We start from the raw sequence: 26,107 nt of genomic DNA, 5'->3' as shown, positions 1-26,107 counted from the left end.
CAGTGTGGGAAGTATAATAACGGTGCAATCAAGCGGTGAACGCAACTTCATGTGAAGCATGCCAAAAACGATAGTTGAGAACTCGCTTATGTTGTTCTTAAATGTGACGTATCTTGTCACATCGCTTTTACCTTCGTATAGATTATTCAGTATAACGTCAGCGGCTATTAGGGTTCTGTGATATCGCGTTTTCGATTCCTGAAAGCCATCGATTACAAAAACCTTTTCTATATCATCAAAGAACTGGGCGCTATTGATTTTTGTTAGCGTTCCATCCTCCCCTTCTTCAAACAAAACGTCTATAAAACCTTTGCTAATTTTTGTTGTTTCATCTTCGCCATACATCGGTTTTGGGGTATCCAAAAAGCCAATGACACGTCTTGAATTGTTGTTGCTATTCATTCAGCACTAATCCTTGTAAGTATATTTTCAAACATGCGATTTGTTGTATTTAGCGAAGATTCATGGGACAGGCATGACTACAGTCCTTATTGAAATTAATGATTAAGTGGCCACTTTGTAACATTACTAAAATTTGGTCAATCACTGAGTGTTAGAGTTAATCTAAAGTCATGCAGCTAACTCATTTAGGGGCAAAACCAATCTCGGCCAATCTGTCAGATATGGTCACGTCAAGGAAACGAAACTGACAGATTGGATTCAGACTAATCCAGTTAAAACTGATGAGTCTAAGCTGTGCAGCTATTCCCTGGCGCTGAGAAGCTTGCGCATAAGCAACAGCAGGTCGGTGACCTGCCATCCAATCACTTGCCAAACTTATTGATGAATAAGTTTGCCCCCCTTGATGACATCCACCAACGGATTCACGCCGTAGCTGTAGGCGAGTTCCGCTGGAGTTGAGATCCGCCACAGGCAGAAGTCGGCATCCATTCCCTGACGCAGCATGCCTATGCGCTGTTCGCGGCCCAGAGCGCGGGCGGCGTTGCGGGTGACACCGGCCAAGGCTTCTTCCGGCGTCAGGCGGAACAGGGTGCAGCCCAGGTTGAGCATCAACAGGGTTGAGCAGATGGGGGAAGTCCCTGGGTTGAAGTCGCTGGCCAGCACCATGGGCACCTGATATTGGCGCAACAAGGCTATCGGTGGCATCTGGGTTTCCCGCAAGAAGTAAAAGGCGCCGGGCAACAAGGTGGCGCAGGTGCCGCTCTCGGCCAGGGCCTCGACCCCGGCTTCATCCAGATACTCGATATGATCCACAGACTTGGCCCCCAGACGGGCGGCCAGTATTGAGCCGCCCATGTTGGAGAGCTGCTCGGCGTGCAATTTGATATCCAGCCCTTTGGCCTTGGCGGCGCTGAGAATGACTTCTGTCTGCTGCAGGTCGAAGGCGATATTTTCACAAAACACATCCACGGCATCGGCGAGATCTTCCGCCAATATCTGAGGCAGCATCTCCTCGATTACCAGTTGCACATATTCCTGCTCCCGGCCTTGATATTCTGGTGGGAAGGCGTGGGCGCCCAGGAAGGTGGTGACCACATCCACATGGTGGTGTTTGCCCAGCTCGCGGGCGACCCTGAGCAACTTGAGTTCGGTGGCGGTTTCCAGCCCGTAGCCCGACTTTATCTCCACCGTAGTAACCCCTTCCTTGGTCAGGGCGTTGAGGCGGCGGCGAGCCTCGTCGAACAGTTCGGCCTCGCTGGCCTCACGGCAGGCCTTGACTGTGCTGATAATGCCGCCACCGGCACGGGCGATTTCTTCATAGCTGGCGCCCTTGAGACGCAGCTCGAACTCGTTGGCGCGGTTACCGGCAAACACCAGATGGGTATGGGCATCTATCAACCCGGGCGTCAGCCAGCCGCCTTTGCCTTTGTAAACCGGAGTTGCCAGCACGTCGAAGGCAGGCAGTTCGCTGCGCTTGCCAATCCAGGCTATTTTGCCATCTTTTACTGCCAGGGCCGCGTCGGTGATGGCGCCATAAGCCTCTGATACAGAAGGGTCCATAGTGGCAATATTGATATCTATCCAAACCTGATCCCAGGACATGCTTGCTCCTTGTTGTTTGCCTTAAAGCCGGCCGCGGTGGCGGCAACTGCCGTGATTTTGTGAGCTAACTTGTATTTACTTGTATATACAAGCTAGGATTATAGCCGAGTTTTTCAGCAGATTGAAACCAACACAGAGTCGATTCGATGAGCACAGCCAAGTTCGCCCGCATTAAACAGTACATCTCAGACCGCATTGAGTCAGGCGAATGGGTGGAGCACTCCAGGGTGCCTTCCGAAAACCAACTGGCGGAGCTGTTTGAGTGCAGCCGGATGACGGCCAGAAGGGCCTTGACCGAGCTGGTGGACAACGGCGTGCTGGAGCGCAGTCAGGGGCTGGGTACCTTTGTGGCCGAGTTCAAGTCGCAGTCATCCATGTTGTCTATCCGTAATATCGCCGATGAGATCAAGGCCCGCGGCCATGGTTACAGCGTGCAGGTGTTGGAGCTGACCGCCATAGAGGCCCTGGCGCCTATCGCCATCGCCTTGGGGCTGGAGACCGGCAGCCGGGTGTTTTACTCGGTGCTGGTGCACTGTGAAGAGGGGTTGCCGCTACAGCTCGAAGAGCGTTTCGTGAATCCCCAGTTAATCCCCGACTATCTGCAGCAGGATTTCAATTTGCAGACCCCTCATGAATATCTGTCGCAGGTGGCGCCTTTGACCGAGGCACGCCACACCATAGAGGCGATAGTCGCCAATGAACAGATACGCGCCCGCTTGGCGATTCCCGCCAGCGAGCCCTGTTTACAGATACTGCGCCGCACCTGGTCACGCCAGGGCGTGGTGAGTTTTGCCCGGCTGATCCATCCCGGCAGCCGCTTCCGTCTCGGAGGGCATTTGACCTTCAGAGGCGAAAATAAACCTAAATAAAAACAACAAAATAAACCACAAGACAAGCAACAGAGGAATGGAAGTTTATGGATAAGAGACATGATCCGGCGCGCAAAATCATTGCGCCGACCGGCACCACTCTGAACTGCAAGAGCTGGCAGACCGAAGCGCCGCTCAGAATGCTGATGAACAACCTGCATCCGGATGTGGCCGAGCGCCCCGAGGATCTGGTGGTTTACGGCGGTATAGGCCGCGCCGCCCGCGATTGGCAGTGTTTCGACAAAATCGTCGAGGTGCTCAAGCGTCTGGAAGAGGATGAAACCTTGCTGGTGCAATCCGGCAAGCCGGTGGGAGTATTCAAGACCCACAGCGATGCCCCCAGGGTGCTGATCGCCAACTCCAACCTGGTACCCCACTGGGCCAATTGGGAACACTTCAACGAGCTGGACAAGCAAGGACTGGCTATGTACGGCCAGATGACTGCCGGCTCCTGGATCTATATAGGTACCCAAGGCATAGTCCAGGGCACCTACGAAACCTTTGTGGCCGTGGCCAAGCAGCATTTCGATGGTGAAGCCAAGGGCCGCTGGATCCTGACCGGTGGCCTGGGCGGTATGGGCGGTGCCCAGCCTCTGGCCGGTACCATGGCCGGTTTCTCTGTGCTGGCCTGTGAAGTGGACGAGACCCGTATCGATTTTCGTCTGCGTACCCGTTATCTGGACAAGAAGGCCCATAGCCTGGACGAGGCACTGGCGATGCTGGAAGCCGCCAAGGCCGAGGGCAAGCCGGTTTCCGTCGGTTTGCTGGGCAATGCCGCCGATATCTTCAGTGAGCTGGTTGAGCGCGGCATTACTCCGGATGTAGTGACAGACCAAACTTCGGCGCACGATCCGCTGAATGGCTATCTGCCTCAGGGCTGGACGCTGGAGCAGGCCAAGGAGATGCGCCTCAAAGACGAGGCCGCTGTGGTCAAGGCCGCCAAGGCTTCCATGGCGGTGCAGGTTCAGGCCATGCTGGCGCTGCAAAGCCGTGGCGCCGCGACCCTGGACTATGGCAATAACATCCGCCAGATGGCGTTTGACGAAGGAGTGGCTAACGCCTTCGATTTCCCCGGTTTTGTTCCCGCCTATATCAGGCCGCTGTTCTGTGAAGGCATTGGCCCGTTCCGCTGGGCGGCGCTCAGTGGTGACCCTGAGGATATCTACAAGACAGATCAGAAGGTGAAAGAGCTGATCCCGGACGACCCACACCTGCACAACTGGCTGGATATGGCTCGTGAACGTATCGCCTTCCAGGGGCTGCCGGCCCGTATCTGCTGGGTTGGCCTCAAAGATCGCGCCCGTCTGGCGCTGGCCTTCAACGAAATGGTGAAAAACGGCGAGCTGTCGGCGCCTGTGGTCATCGGCAGGGATCATCTGGATTCCGGCTCTGTGGCCAGTCCCAACCGGGAAACCGAATCCATGCTCGACGGCTCGGATGCAGTCTCCGACTGGCCGCTGCTCAATGCGTTGCTCAATACCGCCGGTGGTGCCACCTGGGTGTCGCTGCACCATGGTGGGGGTGTCGGCATGGGCTTCAGTCAGCACTCCGGGGTAGTGATCCTCTGTGACGGCAGCGAAGCCGCCGCCAAGCGGGTATCCCGGGTATTGTGGAACGATCCGGCCACGGGCGTGATGCGTCATGCCGATGCCGGCTATGAGATTGCCAAGCACTGTGCCAAAGAGCAGGGCCTGGATCTGCCTATGTTGGAGGACTGATGATGACCACTCAAATCACTCTGACACCGGGAAGCCTGACACTGTCTGAACTGCGCAGCATCAGCCGCGCGCCAACCCAGCTGCAATTGCATCCGGAATCGCTGGCAGCTATCAACAGCAGCGCCGCCGTGGTGCAAAAAGTATTGGATGAGGGCCGAACAGTTTACGGCATCAACACCGGCTTTGGCCTGTTGGCCAACACCAAGATTGCCCCGGCGGACCTGGAACTGCTGCAGCGCTCTATCGTGTTGTCCCACGCCGCCGGTACCGGCCAATTGATGCGGGATGAAACCGTGCGGCTGATGATGGTGTTGAAGATCAACTCACTGTCCCGCGGTTTTTCCGGGATCCGTCTCGAGGTGATCAACTTCCTGATCGCCCTGGTCAATGCCGGTGTCTACCCTTGTGTTCCCGAGAAGGGCTCAGTGGGCGCCTCGGGCGACTTGGCGCCGCTGTCGCACATGTGTCTGCCGATCATAGGCGAGGGCGAAGTGCGTTATCAGGGGCGCATCATGCCCGCCATCGAGGGCTTGAGTATCGCCGGTCTGAAACCGATTGAATTGGCTGCCAAAGAGGGCCTGGCCCTGCTCAACGGCACCCAGGCATCGACGGCGCTGGCGCTGGAAGGTTTGTTCCACGCCGAGGATCTGTTTGCCGCTGGCTCTGTGGTCGGCGCCATGAGTGTCGAGGCGGCCATGGGCAGTCGCAGTCCGTTCGACCCGAGAATTCATGCGGTGCGCGGCCAAAAGGGCCAGATAGACTCGGCGGCAGTATTCCGTCATCTGCTGGGGAGCGGTTCTGAGATTGCCGAGTCACACGCCAATTGTGAAAAGGTGCAGGACCCTTACTCCCTGCGCTGTCAGCCACAGGTGATGGGCGCTTGCCTAACGCAGATCCGTCAGGCGGCCGAAGTGCTGGAAATTGAAGCCAACGGCGTGACAGATAACCCGCTGGTGTTTGAAGATACCGGCGAGATCATCTCAGGCGGTAACTTCCATGCCGAACCTGTGGCCATGGCGGCGGATAATCTGGCGCTGGCCATTGCCGAGCTGGGGGCCATCAGTGAGCGCCGCATTGCGCTGCTGATCGATTCCAATCTTTCCAAGCTGCCGCCATTCTTGGTGGAAAACGGTGGGGTTAACTCGGGCTTTATGATTGCCCAGGTGACAGCCGCGGCACTGGCCAGTGAAAACAAGACCTTTGCTCATCCGGCCTCTGTCGACAGCTTGCCGACCTCGGCCAACCAGGAAGATCATGTTTCCATGGCGACCTTTGCCGCCCGCAGGCTCAGGGATATGGCGGAAAACACCCGCGGAGTACTGGCAGTGGAACTGCTGGCCGCGGCCCAAGGGCTGGATTTCCGCTCGCCGCTGCAGCCAAGCCCGGCGGTAGCCAAGGCCAAGGCTGAACTGCGCGAACGGGTTACCTTCTATGACAAGGACAGGTACTTCGGTCCGGACATCACCAAGGCCACTGAGCTGCTGGCGAGTGGGCGCTATAACGCCTATCTGCCAAAGGAACTGCTGCCAAGCAGTCTCTGAGCCGGGAAGCGCCGAAAGGGCCAGCAGGCCCTTTGGCATCTGACGGTAAAAGAGTCAGTATATGAAACACAAAGAGCGCCATTTGGCGCTCTTTGTTTATTGAAACCCGGCGCTACCAGGTATCCAATTCTGTGATCTTCAGATTCAGCAGCTGCTTCTGCCACTGGTTTTTATCTACTCCTTCAACCCAGATCACCGAGGATTGCCGCTGCTGGCCCTTGCGCAGATAGGTTTCCGGCATACGTTTGATGGCACGCCAGACCTGCAGCTCCTCTTCTTTCATCTTGCGGCCCTGATCGTTATAGAAGCTGGCACTGATCAGGACCTCGACCATATCTTCACTGCTGTTGCTGTCAAGCTCGAAGGTCAGGCCCAGTTTGTCGCCTTGCCACTGCACTTGCTGCAGCGAAACGCTGATCCCTTCTCTGGCTGTCTTGCCGAGCAGTCCGGGAGTGGTCATGGCGCTCTGGGTCAGTTGCTCGACGACTGCGGTTTTGCTTGGATCTGGTTTGGCGGCCATTTCCACTGCTGCCGCTGTGGCGGCTGTGGTATGGGCGGCCGTATTCGGCATCTCGGCAACCACTTCTTCAGTGGTCGCTTCGGGTTCGGCGGCGCTGATCACCGCCTCCGTGAGCACATACTCCCAGGTGAAGTCATCTTTGAGTATGACTCTTGCACCATTTTCAAGAGTGACTTCGGCCACCTGGGCCGGCTCGGCGATGGCAAAGCTTGAGCTCAGTATCAGTGCCAGGGCGCTGACGGCAAAGCTGGGTTTGAAAAGATTTTGTTTCGACATGAAAAAATTCGCTTGGCTGAATCCTGGGTCAACAATAACCGGGCTAACCTGGGCTGGCAATGACGAAAAACACAAACTTGGTTGCTTGGCATACAGCAAGCCGGGGTTGTATGTTCAAGTGCCTGTGCTTAGGGAAGGTGCGAACAAGCCCCATGCGTGCTCTGCGTCGGCTTACCGGCTTGGATACAAGGCGTGGTTCGCAGTAAATGGCCAAGTTCTTTGCAAGAAGGTGAGGTTGTTGCCCGCTAAAGTGTCAGCCTTGACTGCAAAGAGTGTCAGAATTGTCTTGTCGGCGACTTTGGCTCTGGGTATGCCTGAAGGGTAAGGGCATTATGATCTCTTATACTTTGGCTGCGGTAGAGAGTCCTATGACACATCCACCCGGCTTTGTGGCGAATTAAACCATTCAATGAAACAATCGCCAAGTTTGTAACTCTTTGGTCAGCGTTTACTTACAGCATACCCCCCTATATGATCCCGCTCTTAGTCTATTTGATAGTTTGGAGAGGGTATGCCGTCGAATACCAAGGCCTGGTTGTCGAAGGCTCTGCAATTTGGCGGGGGATGCTTTTACCTGTTGCTGGCCTCTTGGAGTCTGTTCCATGTGGCAGGTTGGGTGGGCACGCTACCTGACCATAGCGAGCACTGTCAGGAATCGATACTGCTGAGTAGTTGGTCGCCGGATAAAGATTGGCAGGCCGACATCAGTTTTTCCAACTGCAGCCTGCACGGGCACGGACATTGGCAGAGCCATCTGGACTTGACTGATCTTGAGTCGGGTGAGCATTATCCGAGTTTGCTGGTGGTATCCGGTCGCCACGATGAGCTGAAGCTCGACTGGCACAATCACAGAGAGTTATTGATTTCCGGGCTTCCCATAGATCACCTGGAGCACTTCCAGCAGCCATTGGGTGCTGAAGTGGTGCTCGCCCTAAAAGGTGATTGAGCGCACGTTTTCCTGTGCGGACGGGATCGACTGTTCAGCCAAAGTTAACACCTGTATGTTACTCTGCAACCTGACTCAGGTTTGAGTCGGGATGAGTGATTTTTCTCTGAGAGGTTAATTTTGGATAACTTGGACAAAGACTTGAGATTCGAACTGTCACACTGGTTATCGCAGCTGGGTATCGATAGCCAGCCAGCCGACGGTTTGTCCACTTCGCTCATGGTGCTTGCCTGCCTGTTGTTGGCGGGACTGGCTTATTTCATTGTTCGTCGCGGTGTGGTGCGGGCGATGAACCTGGTGATTCAACGTTCCAAGGTCACCTGGGACGACATCTTTATGCGCCATAGAGTGTTGGAAAAGCTGGCCATGCTGGTGCCGGCACTGGTGCTCAACCTGCTGATCCCCATAGCACTGACAGACCATAAACTGCTGGCCAGTCTGGTCGACAGGCTGCTGAGTGTCTGGCTGGTCGTCTTGCTGATCCGCGCTGCCTATTCGGCATTGGATGCGGTAAACGAGGTGGCGGATGTTAAGCTGATTAGCCGTCGTCTACCGGTGAAGAGCTTTGTGCAGTTGATAAAGCTGTTCCTGTTCTTCGTTGCCATCATTATTTCCATCTCTGTGCTCGCCAACCAGTCTCCTGTCTACTTCCTCAGCGGCTTGGGTGTCGCCACAGGTTTGGTGATGTTGGTGTTCAAGGACACCATTCTGGGGTTTGTTGCCGGTATTCAGCTGGCGGCTAACCGCATGGTCAGCACCGGCGACTGGATCCAGATGGATAAATACGGCGCCGATGGCGCGGTGGAAGAGGTGTCGCTGACAACGGTCAAGGTTCGCAACTGGGACAAGACCATCACAATGATCCCGGCCTATGCGCTGGTATCAGACGCCTTCCGTAACTGGCGTGGTATGTCTGAGTCCGGCGGCCGCCGAATCAAGCGCTCGGTCAACATAGATATCAACAGCATACGTTTTCTGACCGAAGAGGACAGGAAGAAGCTGGAGAAGATTAACCTGTTGAAAGAGTACCTGCCGAAGAAGATCCATGAGATCACTGAATGTAATGCCAAGGTGTCGGATATCGAAATGCCGGTCAATGGCCGCAGGCTGACCAATGTGGGAACCTTCAGAGCCTACCTGCTGGAGTATCTCAAGCACCACGACAAGGTGCATAAGGAGATGACCCTGATGGTGCGGCAGTTGGCACCCACCACCGAAGGTCTGCCGATCGAGTTATATATCTTCACCAATGATACCCGCTGGGCATATTATGAAGATATTCAGTCAGATATCTTCGATCATATCTTTGCCATCTTGCCACAATTCGATCTGCGTGCTTTCCAGGGCCCAACCGGCAATGATATTCGCAGCTTAAAAGATAATGGAGCCGGTGCAAATAAACCCACGTAGGCTTATTTACACCTTCCCTAAAGCCCTTCCTTAATCTTTAACGGCCAATACAGTGGCGAGGGTGACAAACACCCCGCCACTGACGCGATCCAACCAATGCAGCCGTTGGCTGCGCTTAAGCCATGAGGCCAGCACACTGGCCATAGAGGCGTAAATCATCACAAAGCTGAAGTCTACCAAGGCCCAGGTGGAAGCCAATACTGCCAACTGAGGTCCCTGGGGTGCGCTTACATCGATAAACTGTGGAAACAGGGCGGCGAAAAACAGCAGATCCTTGGGATTGCTGATCCCCACCAGAAACGCCTGTCGAAACAGACTGAAAGGATGGCCACGTCCCTTGGGGCCGACACTTTGCTCGGCCGCATGGGGCTTGGTGAGCAGCAATTTAATCCCCAGATACATTAGGTAAGCGGCACCGCACCATTTGAGCAGGGTAAAGCCGTATTCGCTGGCATGCAGCAGGGCGCTCAGTCCGGCGATGGAAGCCAGCATCAACAGCAAGGCTGCCGTGACACTCCCCAAGGCCGTGGCCAGACTGCGGCGTTTACCAAAATGGATCCCGTGAGAGATAGATAACATGGCGATCGGGCCGGGGGAGATGGCTATCAGTAAGATCGCAAACAGGTACAGCAGGAAGGTCTGGTGATCCATAATTTTGTATACAAAGTTTCCGGGTAAGCGTCACTATAGTCCGGTGACGCCTGCCGGACAAGACTCACTTGTCCGCTGAATAGTCCGGAATCGCCTTGGGGAAGCGGCCGCGAATACCGCGGTAGAAGGCGATAAGCTGATCCATGTCTTGCTGCATGTCCGCACTCGGTATCAAAGGCTGATTGATCACTACCGCCTTCTGGCTGAAGTCCAACCCCACGGCCACAATCGGTACCCCTGCCTTGGAGGCGATATGGTAGAAGCCTGTCTTCCAACGCTTCACCGGGCTGCGGGTGCCTTCCGGAGCAAGCGCCAGCTTGAAGTTGGGATCCTGACGATACAACTCGCTGACCGCATCGACCAGATTGTTGTTCTTGCGTCTGTCTACCGGGCTGCCGCCTATGGCTCTGAAAAACCAGCCCCAGGGAGGAATGAAGAGTTGATGCTTGCCGAGAAAGTGGATCTTGACCGCCAGAGCCCCACGGGCGAGCACACCGAGAATAAAATCCCAGTTACTGGTGTGGGGGGCCACTATCACCAGATACTGCGGGGAGTCGGGCAGTTGTCCGCGAATTTGCCAGCCGAACAGAGAAAGCAGCCATTGGCAGATTTTTTTAAACATAGAGAGATGCCAAACCTTGGGTTGATTAAAGGTATAGTCCAAAAGTGGTCAGGGAGACGTCAGTCCTGTGCTTGGCGAAGACTTTCATTGACTTAACATAAACCTTCACTTAAGCAGTGGCCGAGGGAAAACATGATTTCAGCATTATCCCGTTTGTGCAAGCCTGGGTTCTTCTTCCTGAACACAGCCTGGCCGTCCACATCATACCAAGACGATGATTTACCCAGATCTGTCCCTATCGTACAAGGTAAGATGCGAACGAATCTCATATGTGCTCTGCGTCGGCTTACAGGACTGGATGCAAGGCATGGTTCGCAGCAAATGGCCCTGGTCCTTTGCAAGAAGCACTTCCCAAACAGATAGGTTAGTATCATACATAGAAGCCCAGTGATTGTGGCGACACAGTTTCCGGGTCTTGTTCAGGGAGGTGCAAAGGAGGGAGTATGAAACAATTAATCTTTGGGCTCATGTCTGTACTGCTGCTTGCGATCGCCCCGGCCAAAGCGGTACCGACAGATGAAATTACCGAGTTGCTTAATCGTCAGCAACAAGCCTGGAATCAAGGCGACATCAATGCCTATATGTTGGGCTACTGGCACGATCCCAAGCTGAGATTTGTCTCCAAAGGCGAGTTCAGATATGGCTGGGACAAGATGCTGGCTGCCTATCAGCGCAGCTATCCGGATCGCGCGACTATGGGCCAGCTCAAGCTGGAGCTCAAGGATGTGCAGATGTTGAGTAACTATTCCGCCTTGGTGGCCGGTCGTTGGGTACTGCTAAGGCAAAAGGATAGTCCATCCGGGGTCTTTACCCTGTTGCTGGAGAAGAAAGACGACCACTGGGTAATCACTCACGATCACTCATCATGACTTGCATAGGGAATTAGATTTATCTAATATCTATCCATTAAAAAAATCTAATGGAGTGCCCTATGTTGAAACCTACACTTATCGCCTTGGTGGCTTTCGCCTTGGTGAATCAAGCCATAGCCGAGCCGGCAACGGCAGAATTCAAAACCGAGGCAGCCTCGCTGGCCAAGCGCTTTGCCCAAACACTCAAGCCGCAACTGCAGCAAGCTCTGGCCGAAGGTGGCCCGGTGGCAGCCATCGAGGTTTGTTCCCATAAGGCGCCGGAAATTGCCCGCCAGCTCTCGGTCGAGAGTGGTTGGCAGGTGAAACGTGTCAGTCTGAAACCCCGTAATCCGGCGGCCGAGCCGGAGGCTTGGCAGCGACAGGTTTTGCTGTCATTTGATACGCGGGCCGCAGCCGGTGAAGACCCGCAGACTCTGAGCCAGGTTGCCCAGACAGAGTCACAGCTGCGCTTTATGAAGGCCCAGGGTGTAGCGCCGCTTTGCCTCACCTGCCACGGTAGCCAATTGGCGCCCGAGGTCAAAACCGCATTGGATAAGTACTACCCGAATGACAGCGCCAGAGGTTATCAGCCGGGGCAGATCCGCGGCGCTATCAGCATAGTGGCTCCGCGTTTGTCAGCGCAAAACTGAACTGCTCCAACCCCAATTGCCGCCCCTTGCCATCATACCTGGCTTCGTAAAAGTTCAGCTGACCCTCGCGGGAGAGGAATATCAGGCTGGTGGCCCGGGTGCCGTATTCCGGGTGGCGAATATAGATGGACGACAGACGCCGCTCCCATTCCAGGCTGACACCTGTGGTTGGCAGGCTGGTGTCCGGCGCCGGGGTCTCATCACGCATTATTGCCAGCAGCTTATCTATATCCGGCTTGGCCGATTGGCTTATCAATCGCTCCAACGCCTGCTCGCCGCGGGCCATCTTGGGCCAGATATCATCCAAGGCACCATTGCTGATGGCGTGAAAGCCCCTGTTCAAGCGGCGCAATGACTTATCCGGGCTGTGATAACACCAAAAGTGCTTGCCCTGGCCGAAAACCAGATTGAAAGGATTATAGTTGTCGCTGTGCTCGCTGAGCCATTGCGGCTCTATTGGCGTTTGGCTATCGAGCGCCTTGAGTACCAACTCCCCGCGGCTGCGCATACCATCCGGCTGAGTGATCGGCTGACGGATATTGGTGAGGCCGGCCACCGTTCCCAGGCGATTACAGCCAAGCCAGGTACCCCCGGCCTGCAGATCCTTGCCCGCCAGCAGTTGCTGCTGTGGTGGCCAAAAGTGTGCCGGGGCCGTGGGCCTGTGATGAAACTCATCGCGATTGGCGCAGAGGATCAGCGGATAATCCGGGTGCTGATCCAGCGCCAGAAACAGAATGCACATGGGCTGTCCTTATGCCTGGTCTAAATGCGGGCTTATCCCACAAGTTAGCCAACAAAGGCGCCAATTGACAGGGTTAAATCAGTGAGAGCCTTTGTCTTGATGCTCATGGCCATTATGGTGAGCATGGCTGTGTGAGTCATGGCTGCTCGAACCGTGGCTATGTGAACCATGGTTGTGGCCTGAGTCATTGTGTTGTCCCGAGCCATGATCATGGCTGTGGCCTTTGGCCAGCCACATTCCCCGCAAAAACTTGCGTGGCCCCTGACGAAGCAAGCTGCTGGAGTAGAGCAGACACAGCAGCGTCAGCGCCGGGTAGCTTATCTCTTTCGGCAGATCGCCCAGTTCACGCCACTGTGGTTGCCACCAGGCAATGCCGCTAAGCAAAATGAGTAGCAGCAGTAACATACCGAGCCGTTGGCTCCAGCTCATCAACTTGAGTTGTGACAGGTTAAGCACAGGTGCGGCTATCAGGGTCAAGGCTACTGCCAAGGGGCTCCAGCCACTGTAGGTTAGCGACATAGCCAACACGGCGGCGCCCAGATTACAGAAACGCAGCGGCAGAAACAGCAAGGCCAGCACCAGCACTTGCGCCACCGGATGCGACAGCGGCACTGACGGATGGCCTATCAGATTGGCGAGGATCAGACTGAGCAAGATCCAGGGCGCGCTTCTATCCACCAGATGGGTGAAACCGAAATGCCAGGCCGACTGCGGCACCTTGGCGTGGGGATCGGTCAATTCGACGTGGGCACGGCTCAAAAACAGTCCCAACGCGACAAGAGCGAGTGCTTGCAGCAGGGCAAACTGCCAGCCCAGCAGTACCAAGGTCAGCAACAAGGCTTCAGGGCCGGCGAGACGCTGCAGCCAGCGCCCCGGTAGCGAGGCTTGAGTGGGAGACAGCCCCGCGGCAAAACGTATGCTGGCCAGGGCATAGGCTGCCAGCAATACCGGGGCCAGTAACAACAGCCAGTGCAGCAGTTGATCTGTGCTGTGGTCATGATGAGCGTGTTGGTGGCCGCCGGAATCCATCATCAGCAGCAATGCCAGCAGGCCTATCCCCAGCAGGCTGCCTATGCCGGCATGGTATTCATATTTGCTGCTAGGGGTTTGCTGCCCATGGCCATGGGGCTGATGCAGCACCACATGCAAAATAGAACCTGTGACAAAGGCTTGCAGGTAAACGGTATTATCCAGGCTCAGATGGCTGAGCAGCTGCTCACCGGCGAAGTAGCCCACAGAAGTCAGCGCCATCATGGCCAACAAAACCAGGCTGGCCCAACGAGTGCCGACCTGGGGTTTGAGTAACCACCAAATCGCCAGGCCCACTGGCAGCCTGTGCATGATTACCCCAAGTGCCAACAGGCTGGAGTTGCCTTCCTGTTGCGCCAGCACCATGGCGCCACCATCTGTGATGGTGTGCAGCAACAAGCCGCCGATCCCCAGCGTGAGGGTCAGGTTATGGGTGATCTCTGAATAGCGATGAAACAACTTCTCGCTGGCACTCGGGCCCCAAAGGCCGAGGATTACGAAGATGATCGCCAGTATGCCGCCGTGTTCCAGCAGTTCCGGCAGGATATGGATCAGTACCAGGCCGCCGAGGGAAACAAAAATAAAGCCGTCCAGACCCTTCTGCAAACCGCTTCCTGAAGAGAAGTAGCGATAAAACAGTGGACCCAGGAGCAGGGCGATACAACTGGCGACGAGATAGAGCATGAATTTCACGGCTGAAGTTTAGAGAACGCCATAGTATACCAGCAGCTGCGCAAATGAGCAGTGCCGTTACCTGGAATTTACCTTGAAGGATTTTCCACCCGAGACCAAGGATAAAAGTCCACTGCCGGTGACCAAAAAGTTATACAATAGTCGACTCTATGTTGTTTTGTTGGTGAATGGATATTTATGGATACTCTGTCGGCTGCCGTAATGCTGTTTCTCATTATGGATCCCTTGGGCAACTTGCCTATCTTTGCCTCTATATTGCGTCATATAGAGCCCAAGAAACGCCGCCGAGTGCTGATCAGAGAGCTGATTTTTGCCTTGTTGATCATGCTGTTGTTTCTTTACGCCGGTGAAGCCATCCTGAATTTCCTCAATCTCAAGTCAGAATCGGTCAGTATTGCCGGTGGCATTATCCTGTTCCTGATAGCCATCAGGATGATCTTCCCCCAACCCGGTGGGGTGGTGGGCCTGGCCGCCGGTGAAGAGCCTTTCATTGTGCCGATGGCGATTCCCTTGATGGCGGGCCCTTCGATTCTGGCGGCGCTGATACTGCTGGCCCATACGGATAGCAGCCGTATGACGGACTGGACCATAGCCTTGGTAGCGGCTTGGGGCGCCAGTGTGGTTATCCTGATGTTCTATAAGCTATTTACCCGGGTGTTGGGTGACAAGGGGCTCACGGCGGTCGAGCGCTTGATGGGTATGGTGCTGGTGATGATTTCGGTGCAGATGTTCCTCGATGGCGTCTCCCGATATTTGAATCCCTGAGTTGTTAACCGTTTTGTTGAGTCGAGGTAGAAGTGCTTAGTTGTGCCCTGATCTGTGCTTTGAGTCTGGCCGCCGGAGATTATGACAATCTCTTGCCCTATCAAGGCACGCCGCAACAAGCACAGGAGCGGGATGTCGCCGGGAATCTGAAGATCCCCGCTGTCTACATGGATATGGGCGCCTGGCATGGATACCATCTGCCTGATGATCCTGCATTTTATGGCAGCTTCACCGGCCCCTTGATCATCGCCCAGGAATACAGCCTACATCTGGCGCCCAGCTTGCAGCACCTCAGTGTATTGGAGTTGAGCACAGGGCAGGCGAAGAATTTTGCCGAAGCGGAGAGACGCCTGTTCAGTCGCCCGGATGGCCTGTATCAGGAATATCGCTGGAAAGATCTCAGCCTCAGCACCAGGCTCTATTTTGCCGATGAGCGCAGCTCACTGATTGAGACTGTGCTGGAAAATACCGGCTCCCAAGCCGGTCAGTGGCAATTGCAGTGGCAGGGAGAGCCCTTCGACAAGGCGGTAGGCAAGCCCTGGATTGCCGGCAGACAATTTGCGACCAATCAACTGGAGTGGCAGTTTCGGCCACTGAGAAAAACCTGGTCGCTGCTGCTCGATGATGCCAAATTCCGCATAAGCTTCCGTGAACCCACCTTCCTGGAAGAGCGGGGGGCTCGGGGGTACCGAGCCAGTTCTGAAGTGCTGAACCTGGCCCCCTCTGAGCGACGCAGTTTTCTCAGTGCCCAGCAATATTTTCACACCGCAGCTGAGGCAAAGCCGCTGCAGTGGCCTAAGTTGTTGCAGAGCGCCGAGCGCAACCATAGTCGCTGGGGTTGGCGTCTGGCCAAGTTAGCCGATGGCGACTTGGGACAAAAGCGCATGGCTGCCAGGGCCATCAGCACCCTGACACATAACTGGCGCAGCCCGGCCGGGGCCCTGCGTCACCACGGGGTAACGCCTTCGGTCACCTACCAATGGTTCAATGGTCTCTGGGCCTGGGATAGCTGGAAACAGGCGGTGGCCTTGGCGCGAGTCGAGCCCTGGCTTGCCAAGTCCAATGTGCGGGCGATGTTTGACTATCAATTTGATGAGCAGGATCCCGTCAGGCCCCAGGATGCCGGCAGCATGCCGGATGCGGTGTTTTACAACCAAGATGCGGCCCGCGGCGGTGACGGCGGCAACTGGAATGAGCGGAATGGCAAACCGCCGTTAGCGGCCTGGGCCGTATGGGAGATCTACCTTCAGGACGGTGACAAGGCATTTGTCGCCGAGCTTTACCCAAGACTGATGGCCCTGCATGCCTGGTGGTATCGCAACCGGGATCATGACGGCAATGGCCTGGCGGAATATGGCGCCAATTTGCATCCGCTGCACGGTGAGCCCGGGGCGCTTAATCGTGATGCCATCATTCAGGCGGCAGCCTGGGAGTCCGGGATGGACAATGCGCCCAGATTCGATGCCGATAACAGCTTGAAAGTACTGGAAAATCGCGACGCCAAGGGGCGTTTGCTCGGCTACTCACTCAATCAGGAGAGTGTCGATCTCAATGCATTTCTCTATGCCGATAAGCAGTATCTGGCGCAAATGGCCAGTCTGTTGGGGCGGGAAGCCGAAGCAATGCAACTGCGGCAACAGGCCCAGCGACTGGGACAAGCGATTCGGCAGACGTTTTACGACCCTGCCAGCGGTTTCTTCTATGATGTACGCTTCGATGCCGAGGGCAAGCGGCGATTGCTCAGCGACAATAAGGGCACTGAAGGTTGGATCCCGCTGTGGGCCAGTGTCGCTTCGCCTGAGCAGGCCGAAGCGCTGGTAAAGCGGCAACTTAGGCCAGAAAGCTTCGGCACCCAGGTGCCGTTTCCGACCGTGAGCCGCGACAGCCCAGCGTTTGCCCCCGACAGATATTGGCGCGGGCCGGTATGGCTGGATCAGGCCTTCTTTGCCATCAAGGGGTTGCAGCATTACGGTTACCGGCAACAGGCAAGTGCAATGTCGCGGCGTTTGCTGGCGGCCACTGCCGCCGATAGCCGGGATCTGCCGATACGGGAAAATTACCATCCGCTCAGTGGTGAAGGACTGCATTGCACCAACTTCAGCTGGTCAGCTTCGGTCTTGTTGTTGCTTTATAGCGAAGGTTTGTTGTCTGAGGCTGAATAATCCCTGAATGAGGCGAATTGGTCGCGACTTTCTGCTGTGCAATCTCATGTGCTGCTGTTAATCTTCTGTACTATCTCTGTTAACGATAAGGTGCGACCGGTGCGACTGCCATCAACTCTTGCTATCTGTTTGTTTCTGGGTGCCTGTCAGGCCGGGGACGGCACGGGAACCGATGTCGTTCAGGAAGGAAACCGAGAGGTTAAACCTTTGTTGCCCTGTGGCAGTGGGGCACCTGTAGTAAATCGGGCTAAAATTAAAGCCAGTCTGATAGAGCGCAACATCATCACTCCGCAAATGAGTGAGCAAGAGGCCGAAGCCAAGCTCTCTGAGTATATCCAGCAGCGCAATCAGAAGTTTGAAAAGTGTATTAAGGAGCCCAAGTCATGAGTTTGAAGTCGTTACTGGCCCTGGCCTTGGGGGCATCTTGTCTATTTGGGGCAACGAATGTTTTAGCCGCTACGGCTCCGGCGGATCCCGGAGTGATCAATAAAGAGCAGATCCTCTATTGGCTGGTGAAACGCGGTGAACTTGATGCCGAGGCCTCTGAAGAGGAACGGCAGCAGGCGCTGGCGGCCTATACGGCCAAATCTACTGGTGCAGGCAGCAAGGCCGCACAAGTGCTCAAGGCCAGAGAACAGCAACTGCTGCAACAGGCACGAAGTAATAGCCTGCGTCAAAGCAAGTTAATGCGGGCACAGTCGCGGGTGGCCGATACCGATGTAACCAAGCGGGTCAAGGTGTTGGCCGTGCTGGTGGATTTTCCCGACTTGCCCTATAACAACAATCGCCTGAGTCCAGGCGATACCGAGATGTATTACGCCAACTACTCGGTAGCCCATTACCGTGGTCTGTTGTTTTCCGATGCAGGTTTCCCTGGGCCCCAGGGGCAAACACTGCCCTCAGCCTATCAGTACTATCAAGCGGTTTCCGGCCAGAGCTTTTTCTTCAACGGTGATGTGAAAGGTTGGTTCAGAGCCAGCCAGAATGCCGCCTACTATGGTGCCAACGACCCGAATAATAACAATGACGACAAGGCTGCCACCGAATTGGTGGAAGAGGCGGTCGCGGCTGCAGTTGCTACCATGAGCGCCGATGAGCTGGCGCAGTATGATATTGAAGATCCTTATGATATTGACGGCGACGGCAACCTGGATGAACCCGATGGGATTTTGGATCATGTGATGATCTTCCATTCCAGCATAGGTGAAGAGGCCGGTGGCGGCGTGCTCGGTGATGATGCCATCTGGTCACACAGATTCTTTGTTCCCTCGGCGCCAGGTCAATATGGTCAGGCTATCCCGGGCAGCAATATGCGTCTGTTCGGTTACACCATTCAGCCGCTGGATGCCGGAACCGGTGTCTGTACCCATGAGTTTGGTCACGACCTCGGTTTACCGGATGAGTATGACACCAGTACCGAAGCCAGCGATGGCTCGCCTGTGGGCCTCTGGTCTCTGATGTCCGGCGGCAGCTGGGCAGGTTCTCCGAGAGGCTCGCAGCCAAGTGGTTTCAGCCCCTATGCCCGCTCATTCCTGCAGGACAGATACAAGGGCCGCTGGGTCAACGAACAATCCCTGGATTATCAGGCGCTGGATAGCAACGGTACTCAAGTGACGCTGGAGCATGCCAATAGCAGTGGCGTAAACCAGTTGGCCATCAAGCTGCCGTCCGATTCCATCGCCTTCACCCCTGCCTATCAGGGGCAATACCAGTACTATTCGAATCAGGGCGATCAGCTCAACAATGCATTGTCGTTCGAGTTGCAACTACCCATGAGTACCAGTTTGACCCTGAAGATGAAGGCCCATTGGCAAATAGAGCAGGACTACGACTATGTGCAGCTGCTGGTGGATGGGGTGCCATTGGCGGGAAGCCATACCAAGAGCAGCAACAGCATCAACAATGCCGCCAATATTATCAGTGGTGACTCGGCGGCCTTGTCCGGTGGTGAGGGGGAACAGGGCTGGCAAGAGATAAGCTTTGATCTCAGCGCCTATGCCGGTATGAGCAAGCAGATAAGCCTGGTGTATCGTACCGATGAGGCGGTCGGTGGCTATGGCTTTGCTGTCGACGATATACGTCTCGAGAGTGACGGCAATCTGGTCTATAGCGATGATGCCGAGACGGCTCTGGAGACTGTGGTGCTTTCCGGTTTTGTTCGCACCGACGATACTCGCCCGGGCGCGCCGCGGCGTTATCTGCTGCAACTGCGCAACTATCAGGGCGTTGATGCCGGACTGCAGCAGGATAGCTATGAGCCGGGGCTCTTGGTTTGGTATGAAAACTTGGCCTACAGCGACAACAAGGTGGCCGAGCATCCTGGATACGGCCTCATTGGGGTGGTAGATGCGGATCAAAACCTGATAGGTAACCGGGACTCTGAGGTGCAGGTCCGTGATGCCAGCTTCAGTCTCTATCCACAGTCGGCTTTCTTCGGTGATACCCATCTTGGCAACAATAGTCTGTTTGATGACAGCGATGACTATAGCGCACCACTCAAGCCTCAGGCTGGCCTGGTGCTGCCCAAGGTGGGTCTTATGGTGCAGCTGCTGACCCAGGAGCAAGACAGCAGCCAGGCGCAACTGTTGGTGAGTAAACGCGGTGACAGCAACGGCACAGAACTCAGCGCCAGCATTTCGGCCCAGCAGGAAGGTGGCGATGTCAGTTTCAGCGCCAATCTCAGTGGCGGTACTGCACCTTACACTTATCAGTGGGACTTTGGTGTCGGCGGCGTTGGCAGTACCCTGGCGACGCCTCAATACAGCTACAGTGAGTCCGGCACCTACACAGTCACACTGACGGTGACAGACGCCAATAACTGGCAGACCGTGACCAGCTTGCAACTGACTGTCAGCATTCCTCTGTCGGCGCTGTTCGATATCAGTGGTACAGGTTTAACCGTGCAGTTCAATAATCTCAGCCGCGGTGGCAGCGGAGAACTCAGTTATCAGTGGGACTTTGGTGATGGCCAGAGCAGCACTATCGCTTCTCCCTCGCATACCTACAGTGCGGCGGGCAGCTACAGTGTGCGCTTGGTTGTGACTGACTCACAGAATAATCAGAGCAGTAATAGTCGTACCTTGGTGGTCTCCAACCCGGTTGTGCCTAATACGACACAAAGCAGTTCCGGCGGTGGTGGCAGTCTCGGTGGCCTGAGCCTATTGGGGCTGGCACTGATCGCCTGGCGGCGCAGGCGTTGACAGAATAAGGGACGCCTTGGCGTCCCTTATGTTTTGGGGAGTTCAGCAAAGGCTTTGTTTGATTAGGGGGTTAGTGGCCCTTGGTTAATGGCGGCAACCGCCGCCGGCAGGAAAATTTCACCGACAATCAGCTGTTGCTCATGGAAGTGAAAATAACGTCTTCTGCCCCATATTGCCTCAGTGGTGGGTTGTGACAGTGAGTCGGCGAGGGAGGCAATCCTGGATTGGCTGTCGAAACTGGCGACCTCTATGGCGCCGGGTTCAAAGCCGATATCGCCGAACAACAACTCTCCCAGGGGGCGGGTGCCCAACTTGCCCAGTCTCTGCTGTTGCTCCAGCAGCTTTGCCGGGATCAGGGTGCGGCCAAAGACCCAGGGAGTACCGTCCAGGCAGAGCAATACTTCCCTGATCCAGATGGCTTTATGTTCCTTACCCTGCCACTCCCGAGTGGATGAGGGCAGCATGGCTTCGCCGAGCAGTTTGACCTCAAAGTGGTTGCAGCAACTCTTGAGTCTCTTGGTGAGACTGCCGGTCGCCAGCAGCCAATCGTGCAATGGCGCTGCGGGAAGTTGCTGTGATTGCTCTGGCGAAAACCACTGAATTGATTCACCATAAGGAAAGCTTAAACTGGTCACACTCATCGGATACCCGGTACAATATTACAACCCGGGAGTCTATCACGCTTGCCCACAGGCAGATAGATCGCAAGGGGCGTCGGCACAAGTCACGGGAGCTTGATACTCAATATGAAACGCGTTTTGACACTGTTGTTTTTTATGCTGGCAGGCATGTTGCAGCCTGTGATGGCGGCCGATGAAAAGCCCGCCGAAGATACTTATGCTTACTATGGCTTCGAGCCTGAAATAGTGACCAACTATATCTCCAACCGCAAGAAGTTGGGGTTTGTGCGCATCAGTGTTGAGCTGATGGTGAAAGATCCCCAGGACCTGGTGGCCTTGCAACACCATGATCCCCTGCTGCGGGCCGCGATAGTGGAGATTCTCGGTAACCAACCCGAGGACAGGGTCAAGTCGCTTACCGGCAGAGAAGAGATCCGCCGTGAGTGTTACGACACAGTCAATCGTTTGCTGGAGCAGGAAACCGGTCGGGCGCTGGTGGTGAATCTGCTGTTTACCAAATACCTGTATGACTGAGGTAAAAAAGCATCGGCTCAACGCCTCGAAAGGCAAGGCCAGGGCCGAGATAAAGGTTAGGACAAGAGTAAAGAAAAAGACCCAAGAGACGACGGCCGGCAAAACCTCGGTTAAAACGGGCGGAAAAGCCAAGGACAAGGGCCTCCATCCGCGCAACCTGCACCGCCAGGGCTATGATTTTACCACCCTGGCCGCCAGTTATCCTGCGCTTGCGCCTCACCTTATCACCACAGACTATGGCCAGGTTTCGATTCCCTTTGCCGAGCCGGAAGCTGTCTTGGCCCTCAATGCCGCCTTGTTGCAGCACCATTATCATATCCAGGGTTGGCAGTTGCCCGAGGGCTATCTGTGCCCGCCCATCCCCGGGCGGGTGGACTATCTGCATCATATCGCCGACCTGCTGGCCGAAGGCGGTAAAATTCCCCAAGGCCGGCGTATTCGCGGCCTGGATATAGGCACGGGAGCCAACGGCGTCTACCCCTTGCTTGGCTCAAGTGTCTATGGCTGGCAGTTTGTCGGGGCCGATATCAACCCCGTGGCGCTGGATAATGTCGCCGGCGTTTTACAGCACAATTCCAAGCTGGCCAGCGCCATTGAACTGCGGCTACAGCCCGAACCGGAACAGATATTTCATGGTCTTTTGCAGACCGGGGAGTGTTTTGATTTCAGCCTCTGTAACCCGCCGTTTCATGCCTCGGCCGCCGATGCCCTTAGCGGCAGTGAACGCAAACAGCGCAATTTGGCGGTAAGTCGCGGTGAGCAACATCAGCGTCAGGAACACAAGCTGAACTTCGGCGGTTGCCAGGCCGAGCTTTGGTGCGATGGTGGTGAGCTGGGGTTCCTGCTGCGGATGATTCACGAAAGCCGCGACTATGGCGGACAAGTGCTGTGGTTTTCTTCGCTGGTGTCCAAGGGTGACCACCTCAAACCCTGTCAGCAGGCGTTAAAGCAACTTGGCACCAAAGAAGTCAAGATACTGGAGATGCAGCAGGGCAATAAGCAGACCCGGGTGTTGGCCTGGAGTTTCTTTGATGCCGCCGCCAGACGCCAATGGTGGAAGTTCAAGGCTTGAGGCCCGCCGCTGGCAGGCCTCAAAGTGGATTGAAAATCCGAGTTACTCCGGACTCCAAAGCAACTGACCACAGTCAGTGAGGTCATAGCCGCCGAGCAGGGCGGCCATCTGCCGGGTGTGGCTGCCGCCGAGCATCTTGAACAGTTGCTGCAACTGGCGGCGGAAGTAGATCCCCTGTGGCATGACAAAGTCGAAAGACTCAGTCACCAAGGGCACAAAGCTCAGGCCGCTTTCCATGGCGACAGCCTGACAGCCGAAACCTATATCAGCATCGCCTCGGGCAATATAACCGGCCAACTCCCGCTCACTGAAGGCGGTGAGTACTGAGTTGAGCTGCTCAAGCTTGGCGCCCTGTTTCAACAGCCAATGTTCCAGATGTTGCTGGCTGCCGGCGCCGCCTTGGCGGGTAACCCAACGCCAGGAGAGTTGCAGTACCTTGCTTTCTTCCTGACACCTGTGGTGCATATCCGGCCGCACAATTAGCCCCTGCTGGCGGTTATAGCCGTGAACCATGATCCATTGCTGGTGGTTGGGATACCCCTTCAGCAACGCCGTATGGCGGATATTGCGCTCCTCTAAACTGCCCCAATGCAAGGTACAGACATCGGCGTAGCCCTTGGACAAGAGCTCCAGCCCCAGGCGGGAACCTGTGGCGCTGTAGCTGATCAGTTCTCGACTGCCTACCTGGGCCATCAACCTGGCCACCTGCATCGACAGCAAGGGGTCATCACTGCCGGTGATCAACAGTCGGTCGGTTAACATGCCACTGTGGCAGGAATCCATGATCCAACGGTCAATTAATATCTTTGGAAACAGCCATTTACCTGTGATTTTTGTCGCCGGCAGCATACGCTCGTTGGCCATGGCATAGACCTTCTTTTCGTTGAGGTCCAGATACTCGGCCACCTGCTTGGCGCTCATATAGACAAGTTCGCTGGGCTCCGTCATCACATCTCCTTGGTATCTTGGGTATCAGCGTGGATTGCTGGCATCAAACTCGATATTGTCGGCACCATTGTACACCAGGAAATGGCGTCCCTTGGCGCGGGCGACCATGGTGATCCCCAGCTTTTGTGCCAGTTCCAGGCCCATTTGGGTGACACCGCTGCGGGACAAGAGCACGGGGATCCCCATCTTGGCGACCTTGATAACCATCTCGGAAGTGAGCCGCCCCGTGGTGTAGAAAATCTTGTTGTCGCCTCTGTCCTGCTCCAGCCACATCTCACCGGCCAGGGTATCCACCGCATTGTGGCGGCCAACATCTTCGACAAAGGACTTTATCTTATCCGCTTCACACAGACCACAGCCGTGAACTGCGCCGGCATTCTTGTAGGTTTGGTTGTATTCACTGATGTTTTTCAACAGGGAGTAGAGCATGCTCTGCTTCAATTTCGGTTGTGGCAGGACTATGTCGTCCAATCCTTCCATAAAGCCGCCGAAGACAGTGCCCTGGCCACAGCCTGTAGTGACTGTCTTGTCGGCCAGCTTGGCGTCCAGATCCTCAGTCTGCTCACGGGTGATCACGGCAGCGGAAGCCACGTCCCAGTCGACAATCACAGATTCCAGTTGCGATACATCATTGATAAAGCCTTGATTCTTCAGGTAACCCAGTGCCAGGGCCTCGGCTCTTGCACCCAAGGTCATCAGGGTGACTATCGGTCGCCAGTTGAGGTAGACAGTCAGCGGTCTTTCACAGGCGACATACTTCTCCTGCAGTTGGCCATTCTCATCGACCGCAGTCACGGCAATGGTCAAAGGCACCTGGGTATTGGTCTTGATCAATTGGGGTTTGGCACTGGTCATTATCGAACCTTCACAGAGAGCATGGGCCACAGCATAGCAATATTTATACCGTCACAGGATTCAGGCTGCAAAATGCGTGATCCGCAGCAAGCGCCGGCGGCACTCAGGTCATGAATGTCCCAAACCAGATTGCATATTGGACAAAATGTCCTATTTTTAGCCTTAAATAGATGATCAAGTTCAAACTTATTTCTCAAATGGCAACTGGCACTAAAATTGCAAAGTCTTGGGGATCTTACTTATGCCCGAAAATAATCCCATCGGGAGGGAGAGTCAGTATGCAACATTCCGAAAGCGTATGGCCCATGTACGTTTCACTGAAAAAAGTGGAGAAACAGGTCGGTCGTTGGACATCCATCAGCTGGGAGCTGGATCAAATCGTGCCCGCCACCCATGAGGCGCCGCCGGGAGCCAAGCTGGTCCTGCTGGAGTTGTTTCGTGATGAGCGTGCCAGTTACCGCCTTAATCTGGATATGGACAATCCCATGCTTTACATAGTTTGCGACGAAGATGTCGAGGGCAACTGGATCCCAGCCGCCATCTCCGCCGACCAAAATGTCGCAGCCGGTTGTCTCGAAGGGGATACCCCGGTACTGAACATGCCGATGCCGGAGGCGATTGCCTGCTGGATTGAAGCCTTCATTACCCGCCACGGTGAAGTGGAAATCACCGCCCACAGACGTAAACATGTTAACCGCCGCAAGGAATTGGCCGAAGACAACATTCGGAGGCACTGATGGCCGAAAAGAGTGGATTCCTCAGCCGCTGGGCATTGCGTAAGCAGCAAGTACAGGACGGTGAAACCCCTATCGATGAACCGCTGCAAGACGTTCCTCCCCAAGCGGAAGTTGTTGCAGAGGCAGAGCCGGAAACTCAGGCCGCGCTCGAAACTCTGCCAGAGACTGAGTCGCAGGAAGAAAAACTGCTGACTGCCGAAGACTTGCCCGACCCCAGCGGTATCGAGGTTGGCGGCAGTTTCGCCAGCTTTATGGCCAAGAATGTCGACCCGGCAGTCAAGACCGCTGCCCTGCGTACCCTGTGGAAACAACCTCACTTCAATGAAATCGACGGCTTACTCGAGTACGCACTCGATTACAGCAACCAACCCAAGCTAACCGCTGAAGCTTCAGCTGAATTGGCCAAGAAAGTTTTCCGTCACGTACTGGAAAAAGAGGAGCCGGAAGAGACTGAGGAAGCACTGGCCGAAACCGATGCTTCCCTAGGGGATGCCGAGGCCGATGCGCCACAGTTAGCCGAGCAATCTGCGCCACAGTCGCCAACGGACAATTTGGACGGGGATGTGACTGCAGAGGCCCAAAATGCCACAGATGCAGTGGCCGAAACTCATAAGCCGGTTGTTTGACGTCAGTTTAACAGCCTTTAATGCCCATAATTTTGGTATGTGAATTGCTGTGTTCAGGCTATAGCA

The 26,107-nt window shown here is 55.3% G+C and carries 25 protein-coding genes; 15 read left to right on the top strand and 10 right to left on the bottom strand.

Features of this window, described 5'->3' with window-relative positions:
• Positions 1 to 402 (bottom strand): hypothetical protein (locus ON072_RS11565; RefSeq protein ID WP_274626059.1); only part of this gene is annotated, 402 nt, incomplete at its 3' end.
• A gap of 375 nt (positions 403 to 777) precedes the next feature.
• Positions 778 to 2,004, bottom strand: a complete 1,227-nt coding sequence (gene hutI / locus ON072_RS11560) for an imidazolonepropionase (protein ID WP_261753157.1) — start codon at positions 2,002 to 2,004, stop codon at positions 778 to 780.
• A gap of 146 nt (positions 2,005 to 2,150) precedes the next feature.
• Here hutI and hutC point away from each other — a divergent pair, with 146 nt between their 5' ends.
• Genes hutC through hutH form a run of 3 tightly spaced genes read left to right on the top strand, consistent with a single transcriptional unit; the run spans position 2,151 to position 6,132 of the window.
• Positions 2,151 to 2,873: a histidine utilization repressor gene (gene hutC, locus ON072_RS11555; RefSeq protein WP_144217772.1), complete on the top strand. Its 723-nt coding sequence runs from the start codon at positions 2,151 to 2,153 to the stop codon at positions 2,871 to 2,873.
• A gap of 47 nt (positions 2,874 to 2,920) precedes the next feature.
• Positions 2,921 to 4,591, top strand: a complete 1,671-nt coding sequence (gene hutU, locus ON072_RS11550) for a urocanate hydratase (protein ID WP_261753158.1) — start codon at positions 2,921 to 2,923, stop codon at positions 4,589 to 4,591.
• Positions 4,591 to 6,132: a histidine ammonia-lyase gene (gene hutH / locus ON072_RS11545; protein ID WP_109248580.1), complete on the top strand. Its 1,542-nt coding sequence runs from the start codon at positions 4,591 to 4,593 to the stop codon at positions 6,130 to 6,132. The genes hutU and hutH overlap by 1 nt, the downstream gene beginning before the upstream one ends.
• A 112-nt stretch (positions 6,133 to 6,244) precedes the next feature.
• Here the strand turns inward: hutH and ON072_RS11540 are convergent, their stop codons facing one another.
• On the bottom strand, positions 6,245 to 6,928 hold the full coding sequence (locus ON072_RS11540) for a DUF3157 family protein (RefSeq protein WP_208141138.1): 684 nt from the start codon (positions 6,926 to 6,928) through the stop codon (positions 6,245 to 6,247).
• Positions 6,929 to 7,439: 511 nt separating this feature from the next.
• Between ON072_RS11540 and ON072_RS11535 the strand changes: the two genes are divergently transcribed.
• Positions 7,440 to 7,874, top strand: coding sequence for a hypothetical protein (locus ON072_RS11535; protein ID WP_096142425.1), 435 nt, complete (start codon positions 7,440 to 7,442; stop codon positions 7,872 to 7,874).
• A 129-nt stretch (positions 7,875 to 8,003) separates the two neighbouring features.
• On the top strand, positions 8,004 to 9,284 hold the full coding sequence (locus ON072_RS11530) for a mechanosensitive ion channel family protein (RefSeq protein WP_025889546.1): 1,281 nt from the start codon (positions 8,004 to 8,006) through the stop codon (positions 9,282 to 9,284).
• A gap of 30 nt (positions 9,285 to 9,314) precedes the next feature.
• On the opposite strand, the gene ON072_RS11525 is transcribed toward ON072_RS11530, so the two are convergent.
• Together ON072_RS11525 and ON072_RS11520 are read right to left on the bottom strand one after the other, a co-directional pair.
• The gene (locus ON072_RS11525; RefSeq protein ID WP_093981816.1) at positions 9,315 to 9,935 is read right to left on the bottom strand and encodes a LysE family translocator; all 621 of its coding nucleotides are present in this window, start codon (positions 9,933 to 9,935) and stop codon (positions 9,315 to 9,317) included.
• Between the two features lie 64 nt (positions 9,936 to 9,999).
• A complete protein-coding gene (locus ON072_RS11520; RefSeq protein WP_025010597.1) occupies positions 10,000 to 10,557 on the bottom strand; it encodes a lysophospholipid acyltransferase family protein in 558 nt (185 codons plus the stop codon).
• 443 nt (positions 10,558 to 11,000) lie between these two features.
• Between ON072_RS11520 and ON072_RS11515 the strand changes: the two genes are divergently transcribed.
• Together ON072_RS11515 and ON072_RS11510 are read left to right on the top strand one after the other, a co-directional pair.
• Positions 11,001 to 11,426: a YybH family protein gene (locus ON072_RS11515; protein WP_107353013.1), complete on the top strand. Its 426-nt coding sequence runs from the start codon at positions 11,001 to 11,003 to the stop codon at positions 11,424 to 11,426.
• Between the two features lie 62 nt (positions 11,427 to 11,488).
• On the top strand, positions 11,489 to 12,058 hold the full coding sequence (locus ON072_RS11510; RefSeq protein ID WP_054745070.1) for a Tll0287-like domain-containing protein: 570 nt from the start codon (positions 11,489 to 11,491) through the stop codon (positions 12,056 to 12,058).
• On the opposite strand, the gene ON072_RS11505 is transcribed toward ON072_RS11510, so the two are convergent.
• Entirely contained in the window at positions 12,021 to 12,800 is a 780-nt protein-coding gene (locus ON072_RS11505) for an NRDE family protein (RefSeq protein ID WP_107353014.1), read from the bottom strand. The genes ON072_RS11510 and ON072_RS11505 overlap by 38 nt on opposite strands.
• Positions 12,801 to 12,878: 78 nt before the next feature.
• A complete protein-coding gene (locus tag ON072_RS11500) occupies positions 12,879 to 14,513 on the bottom strand; it encodes a metal transporter (protein ID WP_208170414.1) in 1,635 nt (544 codons plus the stop codon).
• Between the two features lie 186 nt (positions 14,514 to 14,699).
• Here ON072_RS11500 and ON072_RS11495 point away from each other — a divergent pair, with 186 nt between their 5' ends.
• The 4 genes from ON072_RS11495 to ON072_RS11480 all read left to right on the top strand — a co-directional run bounded on the left by ON072_RS11495 (position 14,700) and on the right by ON072_RS11480 (position 20,649).
• The gene (locus ON072_RS11495) at positions 14,700 to 15,287 is read left to right on the top strand and encodes a YhgN family NAAT transporter (RefSeq protein ID WP_062793504.1); all 588 of its coding nucleotides are present in this window, start codon (positions 14,700 to 14,702) and stop codon (positions 15,285 to 15,287) included.
• A 32-nt stretch (positions 15,288 to 15,319) separates the two neighbouring features.
• Positions 15,320 to 17,449 carry an MGH1-like glycoside hydrolase domain-containing protein gene (locus ON072_RS11490; RefSeq protein WP_274626058.1) on the top strand — a complete coding sequence of 710 codons (2,130 nt, stop codon included), beginning with the start codon at positions 15,320 to 15,322 and terminating at the stop codon, positions 17,447 to 17,449.
• Between the two features lie 99 nt (positions 17,450 to 17,548).
• Positions 17,549 to 17,836: a hypothetical protein gene (locus ON072_RS11485; protein WP_025010603.1), complete on the top strand. Its 288-nt coding sequence runs from the start codon at positions 17,549 to 17,551 to the stop codon at positions 17,834 to 17,836.
• Positions 17,833 to 20,649 carry an immune inhibitor A domain-containing protein gene (locus tag ON072_RS11480; RefSeq protein WP_274626057.1) on the top strand — a complete coding sequence of 939 codons (2,817 nt, stop codon included), beginning with the start codon at positions 17,833 to 17,835 and terminating at the stop codon, positions 20,647 to 20,649. Before ON072_RS11485 ends, ON072_RS11480 begins: the two co-directional genes overlap by 4 nt.
• A 62-nt stretch (positions 20,650 to 20,711) precedes the next feature.
• On the opposite strand, the gene ON072_RS11475 is transcribed toward ON072_RS11480, so the two are convergent.
• Positions 20,712 to 21,290 (bottom strand): chorismate--pyruvate lyase family protein, encoded by a 579-nt coding sequence (locus ON072_RS11475; protein WP_025010604.1) that lies wholly within the window; start codon positions 21,288 to 21,290, stop codon positions 20,712 to 20,714.
• A gap of 105 nt (positions 21,291 to 21,395) precedes the next feature.
• On the opposite strand from ON072_RS11475, the gene ON072_RS11470 reads away from it, so the two are divergent.
• The gene (locus ON072_RS11470) at positions 21,396 to 21,803 is read left to right on the top strand and encodes a flagellar basal body-associated protein FliL (RefSeq protein ID WP_025010605.1); all 408 of its coding nucleotides are present in this window, start codon (positions 21,396 to 21,398) and stop codon (positions 21,801 to 21,803) included.
• Positions 21,796 to 22,875: a 23S rRNA (adenine(1618)-N(6))-methyltransferase RlmF gene (gene rlmF / locus ON072_RS11465; protein ID WP_261753160.1), complete on the top strand. Its 1,080-nt coding sequence runs from the start codon at positions 21,796 to 21,798 to the stop codon at positions 22,873 to 22,875. The genes ON072_RS11470 and rlmF overlap by 8 nt, the downstream gene beginning before the upstream one ends.
• 42 nt (positions 22,876 to 22,917) lie before the next feature.
• On the opposite strand, the gene ON072_RS11460 is transcribed toward rlmF, so the two are convergent.
• Complete coding sequence (locus tag ON072_RS11460) at positions 22,918 to 23,823, bottom strand: helix-turn-helix transcriptional regulator (RefSeq protein WP_025010607.1); 906 nt, start codon at positions 23,821 to 23,823, stop codon at positions 22,918 to 22,920.
• A 24-nt stretch (positions 23,824 to 23,847) separates the two neighbouring features.
• Positions 23,848 to 24,678: a formate dehydrogenase accessory sulfurtransferase FdhD gene (locus ON072_RS11455; protein ID WP_037474977.1), complete on the bottom strand. Its 831-nt coding sequence runs from the start codon at positions 24,676 to 24,678 to the stop codon at positions 23,848 to 23,850.
• A gap of 278 nt (positions 24,679 to 24,956) precedes the next feature.
• Between ON072_RS11455 and ON072_RS11450 the strand changes: the two genes are divergently transcribed.
• Entirely contained in the window at positions 24,957 to 25,415 is a 459-nt protein-coding gene (locus tag ON072_RS11450; protein ID WP_025010609.1) for a DUF3305 domain-containing protein, read from the top strand.
• Positions 25,415 to 26,041: a DUF3306 domain-containing protein gene (locus tag ON072_RS11445; protein WP_045283913.1), complete on the top strand. Its 627-nt coding sequence runs from the start codon at positions 25,415 to 25,417 to the stop codon at positions 26,039 to 26,041. The genes ON072_RS11450 and ON072_RS11445 overlap by 1 nt, the downstream gene beginning before the upstream one ends.
• Positions 26,042 to 26,107: the final 66 nt, after the last annotated feature.

The sequence above is a fragment of the Shewanella sp. K8 genome (assembly GCF_028823715.1).
GTDB lineage: Bacteria > Pseudomonadota > Gammaproteobacteria > Enterobacterales > Shewanellaceae > Shewanella > Shewanella algae.
The sequence above is the reverse complement of the archived record's forward strand: the minus strand, read 5'-3'. Positions and strand labels throughout refer to the sequence as shown.

Coding starts and splice junctions, on each gene's coding strand:
- hutI (WP_261753157.1), bottom strand. CDS start 2,004: ATGTCCTGGGATCAGGTTTGGATAGATATCAATATTGCCACTATGGAC.
- hutC (WP_144217772.1), top strand. CDS start 2,151: ATGAGCACAGCCAAGTTCGCCCGCATTAAACAGTACATCTCAGACCGC.
- hutU (WP_261753158.1), top strand. CDS start 2,921: ATGGATAAGAGACATGATCCGGCGCGCAAAATCATTGCGCCGACCGGC.
- hutH (WP_109248580.1), top strand. CDS start 4,591: ATGATGACCACTCAAATCACTCTGACACCGGGAAGCCTGACACTGTCT.
- ON072_RS11540 (WP_208141138.1), bottom strand. CDS start 6,928: ATGTCGAAACAAAATCTTTTCAAACCCAGCTTTGCCGTCAGCGCCCTG.
- ON072_RS11535 (WP_096142425.1), top strand. CDS start 7,440: ATGCCGTCGAATACCAAGGCCTGGTTGTCGAAGGCTCTGCAATTTGGC.
- ON072_RS11525 (WP_093981816.1), bottom strand. CDS start 9,935: ATGGATCACCAGACCTTCCTGCTGTACCTGTTTGCGATCTTACTGATA.
- ON072_RS11520 (WP_025010597.1), bottom strand. CDS start 10,557: ATGTTTAAAAAAATCTGCCAATGGCTGCTTTCTCTGTTCGGCTGGCAA.
- ON072_RS11515 (WP_107353013.1), top strand. CDS start 11,001: ATGAAACAATTAATCTTTGGGCTCATGTCTGTACTGCTGCTTGCGATC.
- ON072_RS11510 (WP_054745070.1), top strand. CDS start 11,489: ATGTTGAAACCTACACTTATCGCCTTGGTGGCTTTCGCCTTGGTGAAT.
- ON072_RS11505 (WP_107353014.1), bottom strand. CDS start 12,800: ATGTGCATTCTGTTTCTGGCGCTGGATCAGCACCCGGATTATCCGCTG.
- ON072_RS11500 (WP_208170414.1), bottom strand. CDS start 14,513: ATGCTCTATCTCGTCGCCAGTTGTATCGCCCTGCTCCTGGGTCCACTG.
- ON072_RS11495 (WP_062793504.1), top strand. CDS start 14,700: ATGGATACTCTGTCGGCTGCCGTAATGCTGTTTCTCATTATGGATCCC.
- ON072_RS11480 (WP_274626057.1), top strand. CDS start 17,833: ATGAGTTTGAAGTCGTTACTGGCCCTGGCCTTGGGGGCATCTTGTCTA.
- ON072_RS11475 (WP_025010604.1), bottom strand. CDS start 21,290: ATGAGTGTGACCAGTTTAAGCTTTCCTTATGGTGAATCAATTCAGTGG.
- ON072_RS11470 (WP_025010605.1), top strand. CDS start 21,396: ATGAAACGCGTTTTGACACTGTTGTTTTTTATGCTGGCAGGCATGTTG.
- rlmF (WP_261753160.1), top strand. CDS start 21,796: ATGACTGAGGTAAAAAAGCATCGGCTCAACGCCTCGAAAGGCAAGGCC.
- ON072_RS11460 (WP_025010607.1), bottom strand. CDS start 23,823: ATGACGGAGCCCAGCGAACTTGTCTATATGAGCGCCAAGCAGGTGGCC.
- ON072_RS11455 (WP_037474977.1), bottom strand. CDS start 24,678: ATGACCAGTGCCAAACCCCAATTGATCAAGACCAATACCCAGGTGCCT.
- ON072_RS11450 (WP_025010609.1), top strand. CDS start 24,957: ATGCAACATTCCGAAAGCGTATGGCCCATGTACGTTTCACTGAAAAAA.
- ON072_RS11445 (WP_045283913.1), top strand. CDS start 25,415: ATGGCCGAAAAGAGTGGATTCCTCAGCCGCTGGGCATTGCGTAAGCAG.